Origin of the sequence: Polynucleobacter sp. HIN5 (assembly GCF_030297555.1) — a bacterium.
GTDB lineage: Bacteria > Pseudomonadota > Gammaproteobacteria > Burkholderiales > Burkholderiaceae > Polynucleobacter.
Map to the genome: position 1 here is coordinate 819522 of NZ_AP028136.1, position 14498 is coordinate 834019.

The following is a 14498-nucleotide window of genomic DNA, read 5'->3' on the forward strand; positions in this document are numbered from 1 at the left end:
CGAAAGCGATTAAACTGAGACCAGGAAATAAAGAAAGTCTTCCATTACAACGATTACTTGTGGGGACAAGATTATGGACGTCTTAGCCAATTACTTTGAGTTCGCAAGTAGTCGGGACAAAATACATGCCAAGTACAAGGTCACTCACCGCGAGTGCATTATCTTACGCATGATTGCTAGCGCGTTTCATGAGGGACACAAGCTCACTGTGTCAGATGTGATTCAGATGAAGTCGATTGCCTCGCCGGCAACATCCCATGCTGCCCTCAAATCCTTGATTGAAAAGAAGTTGATTGAGAACATATCCTGCACCAAGGATGCTCGCGTTAAGAAATTAATTCCAACGGAGAAAGCCATCAAGCTCTACAAAGAGCTAGGTATGCTATTAGTCAAAACAAAATGATCTTACACCGTCACTGGCGGGTTAGTCTTTTTATAGTGTGCTGCAGTCTTTCTAAAAATCCACAGTAGTAATGCGGCGGCAATGGCCAAGCTTACGCTATTAGCAATCCAAAACCCATTCACCCCCTGCAAAATCTGGGGTGTACTGCCCAATACATTAAAGCCGAGTAGGTAGCCGCCTCCTAGACCCACACACCACAGTGAGCCTGCATAGACCAACATCGGCAAAAACGAGATGCGATATGCGCGCAAGATAAATGCCGCAACCACTTGCACTGAGTCAACTAATTGATAAAAGCAAATAAATAAAAAGAGCGGTGCAGCCAATAATTTGACATCCGGTGTCGGATCATAGAGATCAAGCAAATGGAACCGAAACACCCACACAAATAGTCCAATCACAATGCATAGACTACTGGTGAAGATCACTGACGACCAACCAATCTCTTCAGCGCGTTGCTGTCGACCTGCGCCAATCGACTGGGAGACCAAGGTCATGGTTGCAATCGAAAGTGCTAGCGGCACCATATAAATTACCGTACCCAGATTAGCAACAATTTGATGGCCTGCAAGCGTTGTGGTACCAAAGCGCGCGATGAACAGAGACATGAAGGTAAACGAGGTCACCTCGATAAAGTAACTGAGGCCAATTGGCGCTCCTAAGCGTAAAAGAGTCCAGATCCGATGCCAGTTGGGCCAACTAAATTGTGCAAAGAGTTCAAACGGTTGATAAAATCGACCCGATAGCACAATGATGAGAGTGGCAAAAAACCATAGCCAGTTAATGATTACCGTAGCGACTGCGCAGCCTGGGCCGCCCATTGCGGCGATGCCAAAGCCACCATAAATAAATAAGGCATTGAGCGGAAACTTGAGACCTAAGCCCACTAATTGCACAATCGTAATAATGCCGGGCCTCGAGACCGCATTATGAAAGGACATCAAAACTCGCATGCCCATACTAGCCGGTAAACCAAGAGCCAAGATCTCCAAATAGAGGCGTGCCTTGCTCTCTAGATCGTGCTCAACCTGTGAGATTCCAAGTAAGAGATCGGCATTTAAAAGGATTAGCGTACCCACCACGGTTAAACCAACAGCAAGCCAACCGGCTTGACGAACTTCTTCGCCGATCTCGCTATACCGTTTAGCTCCAAATAATTGCCCGGCAATGGGGGTAAGAGCGGCAATGACTCCTGTGAGCCCAACATAAATACTGATGTAGATTGCTGAGGCCATCGCCAGAGCTGCTAAATCCTCAGACGAGTAGCGTGCCGTCATGGCGGTGTCCAATACACCAAAGGCAATCACTGCTAACTGGCCCACCAATAATGGACCCGCTAATTTCAGGAGTTCAGGAACATCCTCTCGTAAGCGCGAGACCCGAAAAAATGTCATGCGTGGTCTTACTCAGGGATTACTTCGTATAAGCGCAAACGCTCATCGCGATCGGCAGCGCGTCGATCTTCCCAGAGCAGTTTGAGCTTCTTGTCATGTAGCGCGGAGAATGCGGTTGCTGTACTGGCATTGTGGGTTAGAACATAAGGGCAGGTAAGATTATCGGCTAGTGGTAAGCGCGTGAAGTAACTAAACGATGCTAATTGTGCTGCCCCTAAATTGCTGGTATCGATGCAAGTAGCATTGGCTGGCGCAGCTTGTACAAGACGCTCTGCGACAAAACGATAGGTCTTGGCATAGTTGATGGTGGGTAACCATAAGGTCATGAGCAATACCCACATGAGAGTCGTGCCCGATGCCGAAATAATTAAGCAACGCCATATTACCTTGGGAGCACGTGAGGTACGCCACTGCACGACCCAAAGCCAAAGACCGGTAATGCCAAGCGCGATGAGGAGTGTGATCCAACTAAACTGAACCTCAAAACCCGGAACATAACGCGCCACATTATCGGCAGTGCTGGCAGGAAAGCCTGTGGTCTTTGCAAACCAAATCAGCCAAATGGCGATCGCAATGATCGTAAAGCTCAACATTGCAAACCAGTCAATAAAACTAATGACGCTACGTCGCAAAATGGGAAGGCTAAAGGCAGCCAAGATGGCCATTGGTGGGATGAGGATGATCAAATCATGTTCATTGGCATCCACCCGAAACAATACATAGAGAAGACCAGCTAGCAGTAAGCCCAAGGGAATGCATAAATGGGGTGCACGCCACGTACCGGTATCCTCATGACGCACCCAATGAACGAGGGCCACTAATGCCAGGGGCCAGACCGGCCATGCGTATGCCCAAAAGTTCACTCCCATAAATTGCAAGGAGTTCCAAGCAATGTAGCGATGCATTGGAGGTGTTTGTGCCCACGCTTGGAGAGCTGATTCTTGTGCGGCAGGGGAGACTGCAAAGAGTTGCCATAAGAGTGGCCAAATACCAATCCCCACAATGGCAATCACCAGCGAACTCAGTGTCCACCGAAACCGCAGTTTCACTTGACAGAAGAAAACAGCCAGTGCGGTTGCTATTGCAATCAATCCGGTCAACGCCCAATTACTGGAGAGACCCAGAATGACTAATCCGAGACCGGTCCATGCGCCGCCTTGCCAGGGTTTATCAAGGCCACGGATTGTGCCATACATCACAATCGATAAACCCATGAGTTGCGCCATCATCGGCGTGGTCTCGTGGGTGCGCTGGGCCAAACCCACGCATGCCAAGAAAATGAGTAGCGCCCCATCGGCCAAGGTCATCCCGTAATCACGGGTATTGGGCTGGCCACCCAGTGCAAAACTCATGGGTTGCACTTCTTTGCGACGCCCCAATAAATAACAGGCATACCAAATGGCAATTGCGGTCGCAAAGAAGCACAGTGCCGAGTAAAGACGCGCGGCATTACTATCACCAATCCATGAGCCAAACAAATCCATCGAGCTTGCACCCAACCAGTAGGGCAATGGTGCCCCCATGGATTGCTCACGTCCAGAGAGTGATGGGATTAGCCAATCCTGCCAAGAGCTGGTATGCAGATGCCACATCACACCAAACCCAATCGAGTCTTCATTTTTCCAGGGATCACGACCAAAGAGTCCAGCCAAGCCGTAGACGATTGTGAGGGCAAAGATCACAATCCGAGGAATGGATGCTGTGGCAGCGGCAGTCAGTTTGACCATACTAGTTCATCGTATCCCTGAATACTACCTTGATCCATATTCCCAGAAATAACAAAGGCAGCGTGTGCTGCCTTCGGTAATACAAACCACCTGCGGTGATTACTTGGCTTTCTTGCTAGCCACTTTCTTTGCAGCAGGCTCTGCTTTTTTAGCTTCTGCAGCAGCGGCACGCTTCTCAGCAGTCTTCGCAGCGCCATCACCCGTTGCCTTAGCAGCCGCTTTGCCACCAAACTTTTGACGGAACTTCTCAACACGACCAGCGGTGTCAATAATTTTCTGGGTGCCTGTAAAGAAAGGATGGGACTCTGAGGAGGTCTCAATCTTTGCTAGGGGATACTCTTGACCGTCTTCCCACTTAATCGTCTCTTTGGTGATGATGGTGGACCGGGTCTTGAAGCTGAAGTTGTTGGAAACGTCTACGAACACAACTTCGCGATAATCGGGGTGAATGCCTTGTTTCATAATCAATATCCTTGGTACGGGTAGCCGTTGTGCGTCACGCGTGATCCCACAATACTTGCCCAGGGTTTAATGCAGCAAAAGTAAGATTATGCCACAAAATCAATGCTTAAGCTCCAATGGCTAGCCGCCTCGGCGCATGAGCTCAAAGAACTCAGCGTTATTCTTGGTGGACTTGAGCTTGTCAACGATGAAGTTCATGGCCTCAATCTCATCCATATCGGCCAGAAGCTTACGTAAGACCCAGATTTTCTGGAGGTTTTCGGGCTTGACAAGGAGTTCCTCGCGACGGGTACCTGACTTATTGAGGTTAATAGCGGGGTAGACACGGCGCTCGGCTAAGCGACGCTCTAAATGAACTTCCATATTGCCAGTGCCCTTGAACTCTTCATAGATCAAATCGTCCATACGGCTACCGGTTTCAATCAGTGCAGTGGCCAAAATCGTGAGCGATCCACCTTCTTCGATATTACGAGCGGCACCAAAGAAACGCTTAGGGCGTTGTAAGGCGTTGGCGTCAACACCACCGGAGAGCACTTTGCCTGAGGAGGGAACTACCGTGTTGTACGCGCGGGCTAGACGAGTAATGGAGTCCAACAAAATAATGACGTCTTTTTTCATTTCCACCAGACGCTTGGCTTTCTCAATCACCATTTCAGCAACCTGAACGTGACGAACGGCTGGCTCATCAAAGGTGGAGGCAACGACCTCGCCACGGACCGAGCGCTGCATCTCAGTTACTTCTTCAGGACGCTCATCGACGAGTAGAACAATCAAGATCGCATCCGGATAATTTTGAGAGATCGCATGAGCCACATGCTGCATCATCACGGTCTTACCAGACTTGGGAGATGCCACGATCAGGCCACGCTGACCAAAACCAATTGGCGAGATCATATCGATAATGCGACCGGTGAGATTCTCTTCAGCCTTGATATCGCGCTCGAGTGCGATATTGCGATTGGGGTGAAGCGGCGTGAGGTTCTCAAACATGATGCGATTTTTAAGATCCTCAGGCGCCATGCCATTGATCTTGTCAACCTTCACTAAAGCAAAGTAACGCTCACCCTCTTTAGGGGTGCGCACTTCGCCTTCAATGCTGTCACCAGTGTGCAAGTTAAAACGACGGATCTGCGCAGGGGAGATGTAAATATCATCGGGAGATGCCATATAAGACGACTCGGGGGAGCGCAAGAATCCAAAGCCATCGGGCAATACCTCTAAGACGCCATCGCCAAAGACTTGCTCGCCGGCCTTGGCCCGCTTCTTCAGAATGGCAAACATCAGTTCTTGTTTGCGCATCCGTTGCGTATTTTCAATCTCGAGGCTTGCTGCCATTTCGAGGAGTTGGGAGACGTGGAGTACTTTGAGTTCGGTTAATTGCATGATGTGTGCTTAGGATAAAACTAGAAAAGAAAAAATAAGATGAACGTGGAGGGTGCCGATTAGGCGTGAAAAACGATCAACGGAGAAAAACGTTACGGTGAATTAGTCGTTTGAAATTGGGATTAAGTTGGGGGAGGGCCTAAGTAAGACCGTTATTGAAACTAGATACTACACTAAAAATTGGCAAAACCCGTAATTTTTGTTACCCATCATCGCTGGGCTGGGTCTAGCTTGAATCGTGAGCCTGACTCCAGCCATACTAAAACGAATTCAATTACAGATTGCTATCGATGAATGCCGTGAGTTGGGATTTGGCGAGCGCACCCACTTTTTGAGCTGCGACCGTGCCATTTTTAAACAAAATAAGCGTTGGAATCCCCCGAATATTGAACTGGGCTGGAACCCCTTGGTTCTCGTCCACGTTCATCTTGGCAATTTGGATGCGATCACCGTATTCAGTTGAGAGTTCTTCCAAAATGGGCCCAATCATCTTGCAAGGACCACACCACTCGGCCCAAAAGTCGAGGAGAACGGGTTTGTCAGACTTGAGAACATCTTGTTCAAACGATGCATCACTAACGTGTTTAATGCCGGCACTCATGAAAATTCCTTATGGTTTAAGTGGATGGAATAACTCATCAAACGGTCACTCCAAACCCTATATTATCAATAAGCCACGATTCATGCCAAAACCTTGCCCAAGCCTTCAGTGAACCCGGTGTTATGCAAACGTATTCGATCACTCCGAACCAAGATGCGTTAACGCAAATCGCTTTGCAAGTTTGGGCAATTGCAGCGGCAAGCGATGCGCGCCCCTTGGTGATTTTGCCCACAGCTGGACCCAATCTTAGTTTGCGCTTGGCGTTGGAGAACACTCGTTCCTCAAATACCTTGCTATTACCCGAGGTACATAGCTTGGCTGATTGGCTCGCACTGGCTCCGGATGGATTGCGTCTACCGCAGCCACAGTCAAATACGGAACGGGTTTTGCAAACCTACGCTTCGATTGAGACCAACTCCAATCTACGTGCCTGGTTTGCTGCTGACGGGGAAGGGGGTGCCTGGAGCTTGGCCAATGCGATTGTCAGCGCTTGTGATCTTCTATCGCAAAGTGTCATGCCGCAATTAGCTTGGAACATGGATCATTTAGGGCTCGAACAAGGGATCGAGCATGTACAAATCAAGCTAAGCCAAGCCATTGCCGACGCCTATCCACGCTTGGCTCAAGAGCTTGTAAGCAAAGAGTCTGCAGTTCTTTTGGCATTCTGGCGTTATCTCAGCTCCGTGCGTGATCCCATCATCACGCAGCATCTCGCACTGGCGTCGCATCTGCAGCAATGGCAAATCAACCCAGAGACGCGCCGACCAATCATCTGGATTGAGACCATTGAAGAGAATGACGCGCAAGCACGCGCTCATCAGACGTTTCTTGATCATTGTGAGGCGTTCATCCCCGTGCACCGATTTGTCATAGATTGGACTGAGGTCGGCCTTTGGCCCGAGACCATGGAGATCGATGCATCACACAATGAGCATCTGCAAATCAATCGGGCTGCGCTGAATCAAAAACAGATCACCTGTCTGAGCGCAAAACGGTTTGAAGACCTGGCTTGGGAGGCAACGCATTGCATTGAAGGGCATCTTCATGCAGGGCACACTCAGATTGCTCTCGTGGCACAAGACCGTTTATTGGCTCGCCGTACTCGTGCTCTATTGGCACGTCTTGGTCCTGGTTTATCCATCGAAGACGAAACGGGCTGGAAACTCTCAACCACCCGTGCAGCCGCAGCGCTCCACGCCTGGCTTGAGTTGTTACGTTGTCCACCGCAGGGGCCAAGCGCCATTACCTTACTGGAGTTCCTCAAAAACCCATTTTTGGATATCAGTGGATTACTGAACGTCAGCCCGGACGAGATTGCATTGCTAATCAGTGAGCTTGAGAGCATGTTATTGCTCAAGCAAGCAAGAGCTTCGTGGGTTAGCTTCTATTTGGCAATCGAGGCGGGAGCAAGCCCTGAGTTTGATCCACGTTTGCATCGTCTACTGCAATCCATTCGAGAGCGGGTAAGTATTTGGCAGAATCGTGAGATGCAAAATTTGCCGTGTGCAAAAGCCCTTGCACAACTGCATGATGATTTGTCCCACTTTGGAATGCGTCAGCAATTCGAGCAAGACGCCGCTGGCCTGCAGTTGCTTGCGATGCTCGACAAACTCGGCTTAGAGCAGGGTCAGCTTCCAACACTATGTATGCCCCTAGCCGAATGGATTATCTTTTTAAAGACCCGAATGGAGGAAGAGGTGTACCGCGAGCAGGGAGGTGATGCCTCTGCACGCGTGACCATCTTGCCACTGAGTGCGACCCGATTGCGTCGCTTTGATGCCGTGGTGATGGTTGGCTGCGATGAGCGTCAACTGCCGAGTTATGGCGAGACCCCACTATTTTTCTCAGAGAGTCTGAGTCAGACCCTGGGCGGCAGTGATATTGCTCGGCAATACCGTCAACAGGCGCGGGATCTTTCACAACTCTTTGCTTCCTACGCCCACATTGATCTTTTGTGGCAAAGCGAGGGCGCTAGTGGTGAGCCCCTGCGTGCATCTCCATGGATCGTGCGCTTACAAGAACATCAACCGCAACTCGCAACCCGTGAGTCCAATCGCTTTGCACGATCTGCTTTAGGAAGGCCGATGACCATGGCTCACGCAACCCGACTCGATGGGTTACCCATGCCAACGCGCATGAGCCCGAGCGCGTATCGGGCACTGCGGGCCTGCCCCTACCAGTACTATGTGCGGAGTCTCTTGGGTCTTCGTAAACGCAAGGACCTTGATGACGAGCTCGATGCATCGGTGATTGGTCAAACCCTGCACCAGATACTGCGTAATTTTTTCCAGGAACTCAAAAGTACCGAGGCTCGCGATGCCCAGATCGAAGATGATTTGGAGTTTCGTAAAGCGTGGATGATCACGCACCTGATGAGCGCTTCTGAACGAGGCTTTAGTCGATTGCTAGCGGGTGATCAGCGGGTCTTAGGGCATTTACGCGATTGGCAAAAACAAATCCCTAGTTTTGTGGAATGGCAGCTAGATCGGGAGTCACAGGGTTGGCGCTTTCATGATGCCGAACGCAAACTTGGCTTTGAGTTCAATTTCTCAGACGAGTATGGGCAATCCCATCAGATTCGGATTGAGGGGTACGCTGACCGGATTGATATAAAGCCCAATACCTCATCACTGGGGATTCTGGACTATAAGCATCAAAGCCGTGAGAAGGTGATGGAACGTGGTACGCAACTCATGGATGACCCCCAGTTACTGCTGTATGCCAAAGCGTTATCCCCACAAGGTCCGCTTGATCAATTGGATTGGGTTTCTCTGAAGATGAACCTCAAGAAAAAAAATGCAGACCAACGTTCTGTTGGCATCTCAGAGATCCCACTTGCGATGGAGCAGCTTGATGCGCAGTTGCAAAATGATCTGGGGAGCATTTGGTCTGGAGGCACCATGCAGGCCTTTGCACCCGAGAGCACCTGTCGTTATTGCGATGCACGCGGTATTTGCCGCAAAGGGATGTGGTGAGCAGCATGCAAACACTCAATATCGCAATCGTCTGTGACCCACAGCGCTCGGTGGTGGTCTCCGCATGCGCTGGTAGCGGGAAAACCTGGTTATTGGTTGCACGCTTAGTCCGCATTTTGCTTGCCGGGGAGTCGCCGCAATCCATCTTGGCCCTCACCTTTACACGCAAGGCCGCGCAAGAAATGCGTGAACGTCTGTATCAACTGTTGCAATCCTGGACCACGATGAGTGACACCGAGCTTATGCATGCGCTGGTGGAGCGAGGACTCGATCACAAAACAGCACAAGCGCATCTTCAGTCCGCACGTACACTCTATGATCGCCTGTTATCGAATCCCCATACCGTTTCCATTGATACCTTTCATGGCTGGTTCGGACGCTTGCTGGCTGGAGCGCCGGTATCGATGGGGGCTCAGTCCGGATTTACTCTACGCGAGGACGCTAAACGCTTACAACAGGAGTGCTTAGAGGATTGGTGGGCGTCGATGCCTGCCGAAGTTTTGCCAGATTATGAGTATTTGATTGAGCAACTGGGGTCAGCACAAGCCCATCAGTTTTTATTGGGAGCCAATGGGCTAGTGCAGCAAAAGGGTGCGTGGGTATTTTTCAAGAAAGCCTGCGAAGCTCGTGGTGAACCCATCACCGAGGCCTTGCGCAGATGCTGTAACACGCTTTCTCAACCCAATCCCTTACTCATCAAACTCCAGGAGAGTACAGCGTTGCAAGAGCTCTCCATGTTGTATGAGGTCTTGTCTCATGGCGGCGTGCGTGATCAGCAGGGTCTTGCAGAGTTGGGCGCAGCACTTGAGGCCTTAAAGGAAAAACAATTCGATACAGCAATTGGTTTACTGATCCCCGTTTTTATGACGCGTGATGAGCTCCCAAGCTATCGCAAGGACAACGACAGTGCCTCGAAAGCGATTCAATCGTATTTGGAGGCGCAGAACCAGGATCCCAATCGATTCATTGCCACTCGGCAATCCTGGGCGATGGCATGTGAGCAGTGGATTGAATGGCAAGCGCAGCAGCAGGCGCTTGCACTTAATCAAGCCTGGTTTGCCATCGGTGCAGCCATGCTCAAACATATTGAGCGCACCAAAGAGCGCATGCGAGTCCGCGACTTTGATGATCTAGAACTTGGTGTGGCACAACTAATTTCGGATCCACGTGTGGCAGCGTATTGGCAAGCACGTCTGGATGCACGCTATCGCCATATACTGATTGATGAGTTTCAGGATACCAATCCTTTGCAGTGGCAAATTCTGCGCGCCTGGCTTGCAGCCTACGGTGATGATCAAGATAAGCCTAAGGTATTTATTGTCGGAGACCCCAAGCAATCCATTTATCGCTTTCGTCGTGCCGACCCCCGTTTATTTGGAGCGGCAACCCGCTTCTTGCAAGCACACGATCAGGCTCACCTTGAACAACAGAACACCACACGGCGCAATGCACCCGTGATTGTGGCGGCAGTGAACTGCATCTTCACGACCAATCGAGTCCCCAGCACCTATCCATTTCAGGTACAGGCAACTCTCTGGACCGCTCCCGATATACCCAGCCATTCAAATTTCGCCCAAGGCGAGGCTTATCGTCTGCCATTAATCCCGATCATTGATGAGCCACAGACCATTGCCCGCGAGAACGCCTTGGTCATGCCATTCACTGATACCCGCGATACGGGCGCCAAACAGCAACGGCTGTTGGAAGGACAGCGTCTAGCGCAGTTAATCCACGAGGTACTACGAACTCGTTTGGTGCTTGATGAAATGATTGACCCAAGCAATCATCAGCAGCGTCATAAAGTGTGGCGACCAGCGCGTCTGGGTGATTTCTTAGTTCTCGTCAAACGTCGTCAATACCTACCTGAGTATGAGGAAGCATTGCGGCATGCCAATCTTCTCTTTGAGAGTCCCCGCTTGGGCGGCTTACTCGAGACCCTTGAGGTCGATGACCTGATCGCCTTACTGACCATTCTGAGTAATCCCAATCATGATCTTGCGCTGGCGCAGGTCTTGCGTAGCCCCTTGTATGGTCTGAGTGAAGGGCAGATGCAAACACTTTCTGAGTTGGTGCAAAGTAATCGCGGTTATCGCAATTGGTGGGAAGCACTAACGCATGCCGATGATCATCCCTATGCCGAGGTCTTTTTAGGTATTGCTAAGCAACTCATAGCCTGGATGGAGTTGGCGAAACACTTGCCAGTGCATGATCTCCTTGATCACGTGTATTTCTCGGGCGATATTCGCTGCAAATACGCCAGCGCGTGCCAAGCAGGTGACCGGGACCAGGTCTTAGCCAATTTAGATGCTTTTCTGGAGCTCGCCCTCAATCTCGATGGTGGGCGTTACCCCAGCTTAGGACGATTTATCACTCAACTCAAGCAGATGCGGCGTGGTGATCAAGATGAGACACCCGATGAGGGTGAGATGCGCGGTGAGGTTCCCTTGGAGGATGAGAGCGATCAGCTGGAGGACGGGGATTTTGATCTAGACAGCCACTCAATCACGCACCGTCAACAACGCATCCGCTTAATGACTATTCATGGCGCAAAAGGACTCGAGGCTCCATTTGTGATTATTCTGGATTGCAACCATACAGCGATCACCAACCCAGGTCGTGGGATATTGCTCGATTGGGACCCCGATCGGCAAGCGCCAGATCATCTGTCGATGTTCACCAAGCTCAGCCTATCTAAAGCGCGTGAAGATTTACTGGCACAAGAGAAAGATATTGCCTTGCATGAGAACTGGAACCTTTTCTATGTAGCACTCACCCGCGCCAAGCAGGGACTTTGGTTAAGTGGGGTGGAAAGCACCCGCAATCGCGAGCAGAGTGGTTTAGTGCCTGACAGTTGGTATGAGCGCGCTTGCGAAGGCCAAGTTCCAGTCTTTACCGATCTTGACGAGGTGCAGGGTGACTCCCTTGATTCAAGCCAACCCCAATCACCACACAGTGACGCACCATTTGAATACCCTGATTTGGTATTGACCTGGCAAGGTCAACCAAACCCAGCACCCGGACCCAAGACATACAGTGTGGATGAGCAGCGGCGCATGCAAGAGGGCGAATGGTTTCATGCACTCCTTGAACGGGTCACGTCTGCCCAATACCGAGTGGTGCAAGCCATTCCTGATGCTCAGTTGCTTGTAAAGCGAATGGGCATGGATGAAGCCGGCGCCCAGCGAACGATCGAACGCGCCCACTCCGTTTCTAACAGCCCCGAGTTACTTTCATTCTTTGACCCCAAAATCTATTGCAATGCTTGGAATGAGCTTGATATTGTCTATGAAGAGCGGTGCTTGCGGATTGATCGCTTGGTTGAGTTTGAAAACGAGCTTGTGGTCTTGGATTACAAACTCAGCATCCCCGAAAAAACCGACCCTCTTTATTCTCAATATCAGATTCAGCTCGAGCGCTATTGTCAAGCCGTGCGACGACTATTTCCAGGCAAAAGGGTGCGTAGTCTGCTGATTGACGGGCAGGGTCACAGTACTGATTTGCTAGCTTAGATCTCGACGATCATTTCAATTTCGACACAAGCCCCCAAGGGGATTTGTGCGACCCCAAAGGCGCTGCGGGCATGTTTACCAAGCTCACCAAATACCTCGACGATAAGTTCGGAACAGCCATTCATGACCAAATGCTGCTCGGTGAACTCGGGGGTGGAGTTGACGAGACCCATGACCTTCACCACCCGACGCACTCGATCGAGCGAACCGAGGTGAGCATTTAGGGTTGAGAGTAAATCAATCGCGATGCTGCGTGCCGCCATCTGACCAGTGGCGGTATCCATATCAAAACCCAATTTGCCAACCCATGGCTTGCCATCCCGTTTGGCAATATGGCCCGATAAAAATACCTGATGACCGGTGGTTACCGCCATGACGTAGGCGGCTGCTGGTGCACCAGGACTCACTAGGGTAATTCCTAGGTCGCTCAGTTTTTGAGAAATCACACTCATGAAAATCCTTCAAGGAACGGGGTTCAATACGAAATCATCCGACAAACGCTTAGAGTATAGGGATATGACAAAATTACCTGACAATATTCGCTGTCCGCTATACTTCAGCCTACAAAATATCAACCATTTTGCAACACGATCACGCATATGAATAAAGCTATCGTTACTTTCCTCGGCGCCGCGGTATTCGCCGGAATGTTTTCAATCACTGCCCATGCTCAAGAGGTTAAAGGTTCTGCGAAAGCAGGCGAAGCCAAAGTTTGGATCTGCGTGGGTTGCCATGCCATCAATGACTACCGTGCCGATTGGCCTCAGGTCTACCGAGTTCCCAAGCTTGGTGGTCAGAATGCGGACTATATTGTTGCCTCGCTAAAAGCTTACAAATCGGGTGAGCGCAAGCATCCAACCATGCGCGCGATTGCCGGAAGCTTGAACGATCAAGATATGGCTGACTTGGCCGCCTACTACTCGACACAAACGCCAACCTCTCCCCGTAACCCCTTAAAGTAATTGGAATCGAGAACATGATGAAATCCGCTCTGATCCTATCCTTGTTAAGTGCCTCGATTGGGTTTGCTCACGCTGGTAATGTTGCCAAGGGTAAAGAACTGGTTGAGAAAAACAATTGCGCAGCCTGCCATGGCGCTGGCCTTAAAGCCCCAGTTGCTCCAGCCTATCCAAAAATTGCCGGTCAATACGAAGATTATCTGTATTACGCACTGAAGTCCTACCAAGCGGATGGTAATTCTTTAGTGGGTCGCAACAATGCCGTCATGCAATCGCAAGTGAAGCAATATAGCGACAAAGACTTAAAAGATATGGCTGCTTATATCGCATCTCTATCGAGCGATCTCATCGTAAAAAAATAGATCATCGTTTGATCGCAAAGGCCTCCACTTAAAACCTGGAGGCTTTTTATTTAGCAGCTTCCAAACCATGGGCGAGGTGAGTGCGCATCGCCTCTTTGGCAGCTATTGGATCGCGCTTGAGGAGCGCTTTTAAGATCTCACGGTGTTCACTTAAGGACTGCTGCAGACGCCCTGAGCGTGATAAAGAGTCCTTGCGTTGTAGTTTTAGAACCTTACGTAGATCATCAATCACGCTGGTCATCCAGGGATTTGCGGCAATCGAGATAATGCGCTCATGAAAGCGCACATTGATCTCGAAGAATAAATCGAGGTTGCGATCAGCCGCCGCCTTCTCAAGGCGTAGGTGCAGATCATCTAAGGCATTGAGATCACTTTCTTTTGCTTTGGTAGCAGCTTCTTTGGCGGCTTCTCCCTCAAGTAAGGAGAGAACCGTAAAAATTTGCTCCAGATCGCCACGATTGACTTCGGTGACATAAGCGCCACGGCGCAGTTTCATGGTGATGAGGCCCTCAGCAGCCAATACCTTAATGGCCTCGCGCATGGGGGTGCGGCTAATCCCAAACTCTTTGGCAAGGCTTTGTTCATCGATCCAAGCGCCAGGGGCTAGTTCATGAGCAAATATGCGGCTACGCAGCTGATCTGCCACCTCTTCATAGAGTGGGCGAGTTGAAAGTAATTTACTCATGATCTCTGTAAGTCATTGTTTATTCATGATTTCAATTC

Annotated in this window: 12 protein-coding genes; 5 read left to right on the forward strand and 7 right to left on the reverse strand. The window is 50.3% G+C overall.

Translation table 11 applies throughout. The features are described from left to right. Window positions 1-73: 73 nt before the first annotated feature. Window positions 74-403 carry a winged helix DNA-binding protein gene (locus QUE61_RS04415; protein WP_286308009.1) on the forward strand — a complete coding sequence of 110 codons (330 nt, stop codon included), beginning with the start codon at window positions 74-76 and terminating at the stop codon, window positions 401-403. Between the two features lie 2 nt (window positions 404-405). Here the strand turns inward: QUE61_RS04415 and QUE61_RS04420 are convergent, their stop codons facing one another. The 5 genes from QUE61_RS04420 to trxA all read right to left on the reverse strand — a co-directional run bounded on the left by QUE61_RS04420 (window position 406) and on the right by trxA (window position 5970). Further along, window positions 406-1797, reverse strand: coding sequence for an MATE family efflux transporter (locus QUE61_RS04420; RefSeq protein WP_286308010.1), 1392 nt, complete (start codon window positions 1795-1797; stop codon window positions 406-408). Between the two features lie 8 nt (window positions 1798-1805). Further along, complete coding sequence (locus QUE61_RS04425) at window positions 1806-3524, reverse strand: ArnT family glycosyltransferase (RefSeq protein WP_286308011.1); 1719 nt, start codon at window positions 3522-3524, stop codon at window positions 1806-1808. A gap of 99 nt (window positions 3525-3623) precedes the next feature. Then, the gene (locus QUE61_RS04430) at window positions 3624-3986 is read right to left on the reverse strand and encodes a type B 50S ribosomal protein L31 (RefSeq protein WP_108508339.1); all 363 of its coding nucleotides are present in this window, start codon (window positions 3984-3986) and stop codon (window positions 3624-3626) included. A 120-nt stretch (window positions 3987-4106) separates the two neighbouring features. Next, complete coding sequence (gene rho, locus QUE61_RS04435) at window positions 4107-5369, reverse strand: transcription termination factor Rho (RefSeq protein ID WP_108508340.1); 1263 nt, start codon at window positions 5367-5369, stop codon at window positions 4107-4109. Between the two features lie 274 nt (window positions 5370-5643). Further along, window positions 5644-5970, reverse strand: coding sequence for a thioredoxin TrxA (gene trxA, locus QUE61_RS04440; protein ID WP_215372305.1), 327 nt, complete (start codon window positions 5968-5970; stop codon window positions 5644-5646). A 122-nt stretch (window positions 5971-6092) separates the two neighbouring features. Between trxA and QUE61_RS04445 the strand changes: the two genes are divergently transcribed. Both QUE61_RS04445 and QUE61_RS04450 read left to right on the forward strand, forming a co-directional pair. Then, the gene (locus QUE61_RS04445; RefSeq protein ID WP_286308015.1) at window positions 6093-8945 is read left to right on the forward strand and encodes a PD-(D/E)XK nuclease family protein; all 2853 of its coding nucleotides are present in this window, start codon (window positions 6093-6095) and stop codon (window positions 8943-8945) included. Window positions 8946-8950: 5 nt separating this feature from the next. Further along, complete coding sequence (locus tag QUE61_RS04450; protein ID WP_286308265.1) at window positions 8951-12454, forward strand: UvrD-helicase domain-containing protein; 3504 nt, start codon at window positions 8951-8953, stop codon at window positions 12452-12454. Here QUE61_RS04450 and QUE61_RS04455 read toward each other — a convergent pair. Next, complete coding sequence (locus QUE61_RS04455; protein WP_286308018.1) at window positions 12451-12906, reverse strand: RidA family protein; 456 nt, start codon at window positions 12904-12906, stop codon at window positions 12451-12453. The two genes, QUE61_RS04450 and QUE61_RS04455, sit on opposite strands and share 4 nt — an antisense overlap. A gap of 195 nt (window positions 12907-13101) precedes the next feature. Here QUE61_RS04455 and QUE61_RS04460 point away from each other — a divergent pair, with 195 nt between their 5' ends. Then, window positions 13102-13416: a c-type cytochrome gene (locus QUE61_RS04460; RefSeq protein ID WP_458574729.1), complete on the forward strand. Its 315-nt coding sequence runs from the start codon at window positions 13102-13104 to the stop codon at window positions 13414-13416. Window positions 13417-13433: 17 nt separating this feature from the next. Beyond that, the gene (locus QUE61_RS04465) at window positions 13434-13775 is read left to right on the forward strand and encodes a c-type cytochrome (protein WP_286308268.1); all 342 of its coding nucleotides are present in this window, start codon (window positions 13434-13436) and stop codon (window positions 13773-13775) included. Between the two features lie 46 nt (window positions 13776-13821). On the opposite strand, the gene QUE61_RS04470 is transcribed toward QUE61_RS04465, so the two are convergent. Further along, a complete protein-coding gene (locus QUE61_RS04470) occupies window positions 13822-14460 on the reverse strand; it encodes a GntR family transcriptional regulator (protein WP_286308023.1) in 639 nt (212 codons plus the stop codon). Window positions 14461-14498: the final 38 nt, after the last annotated feature.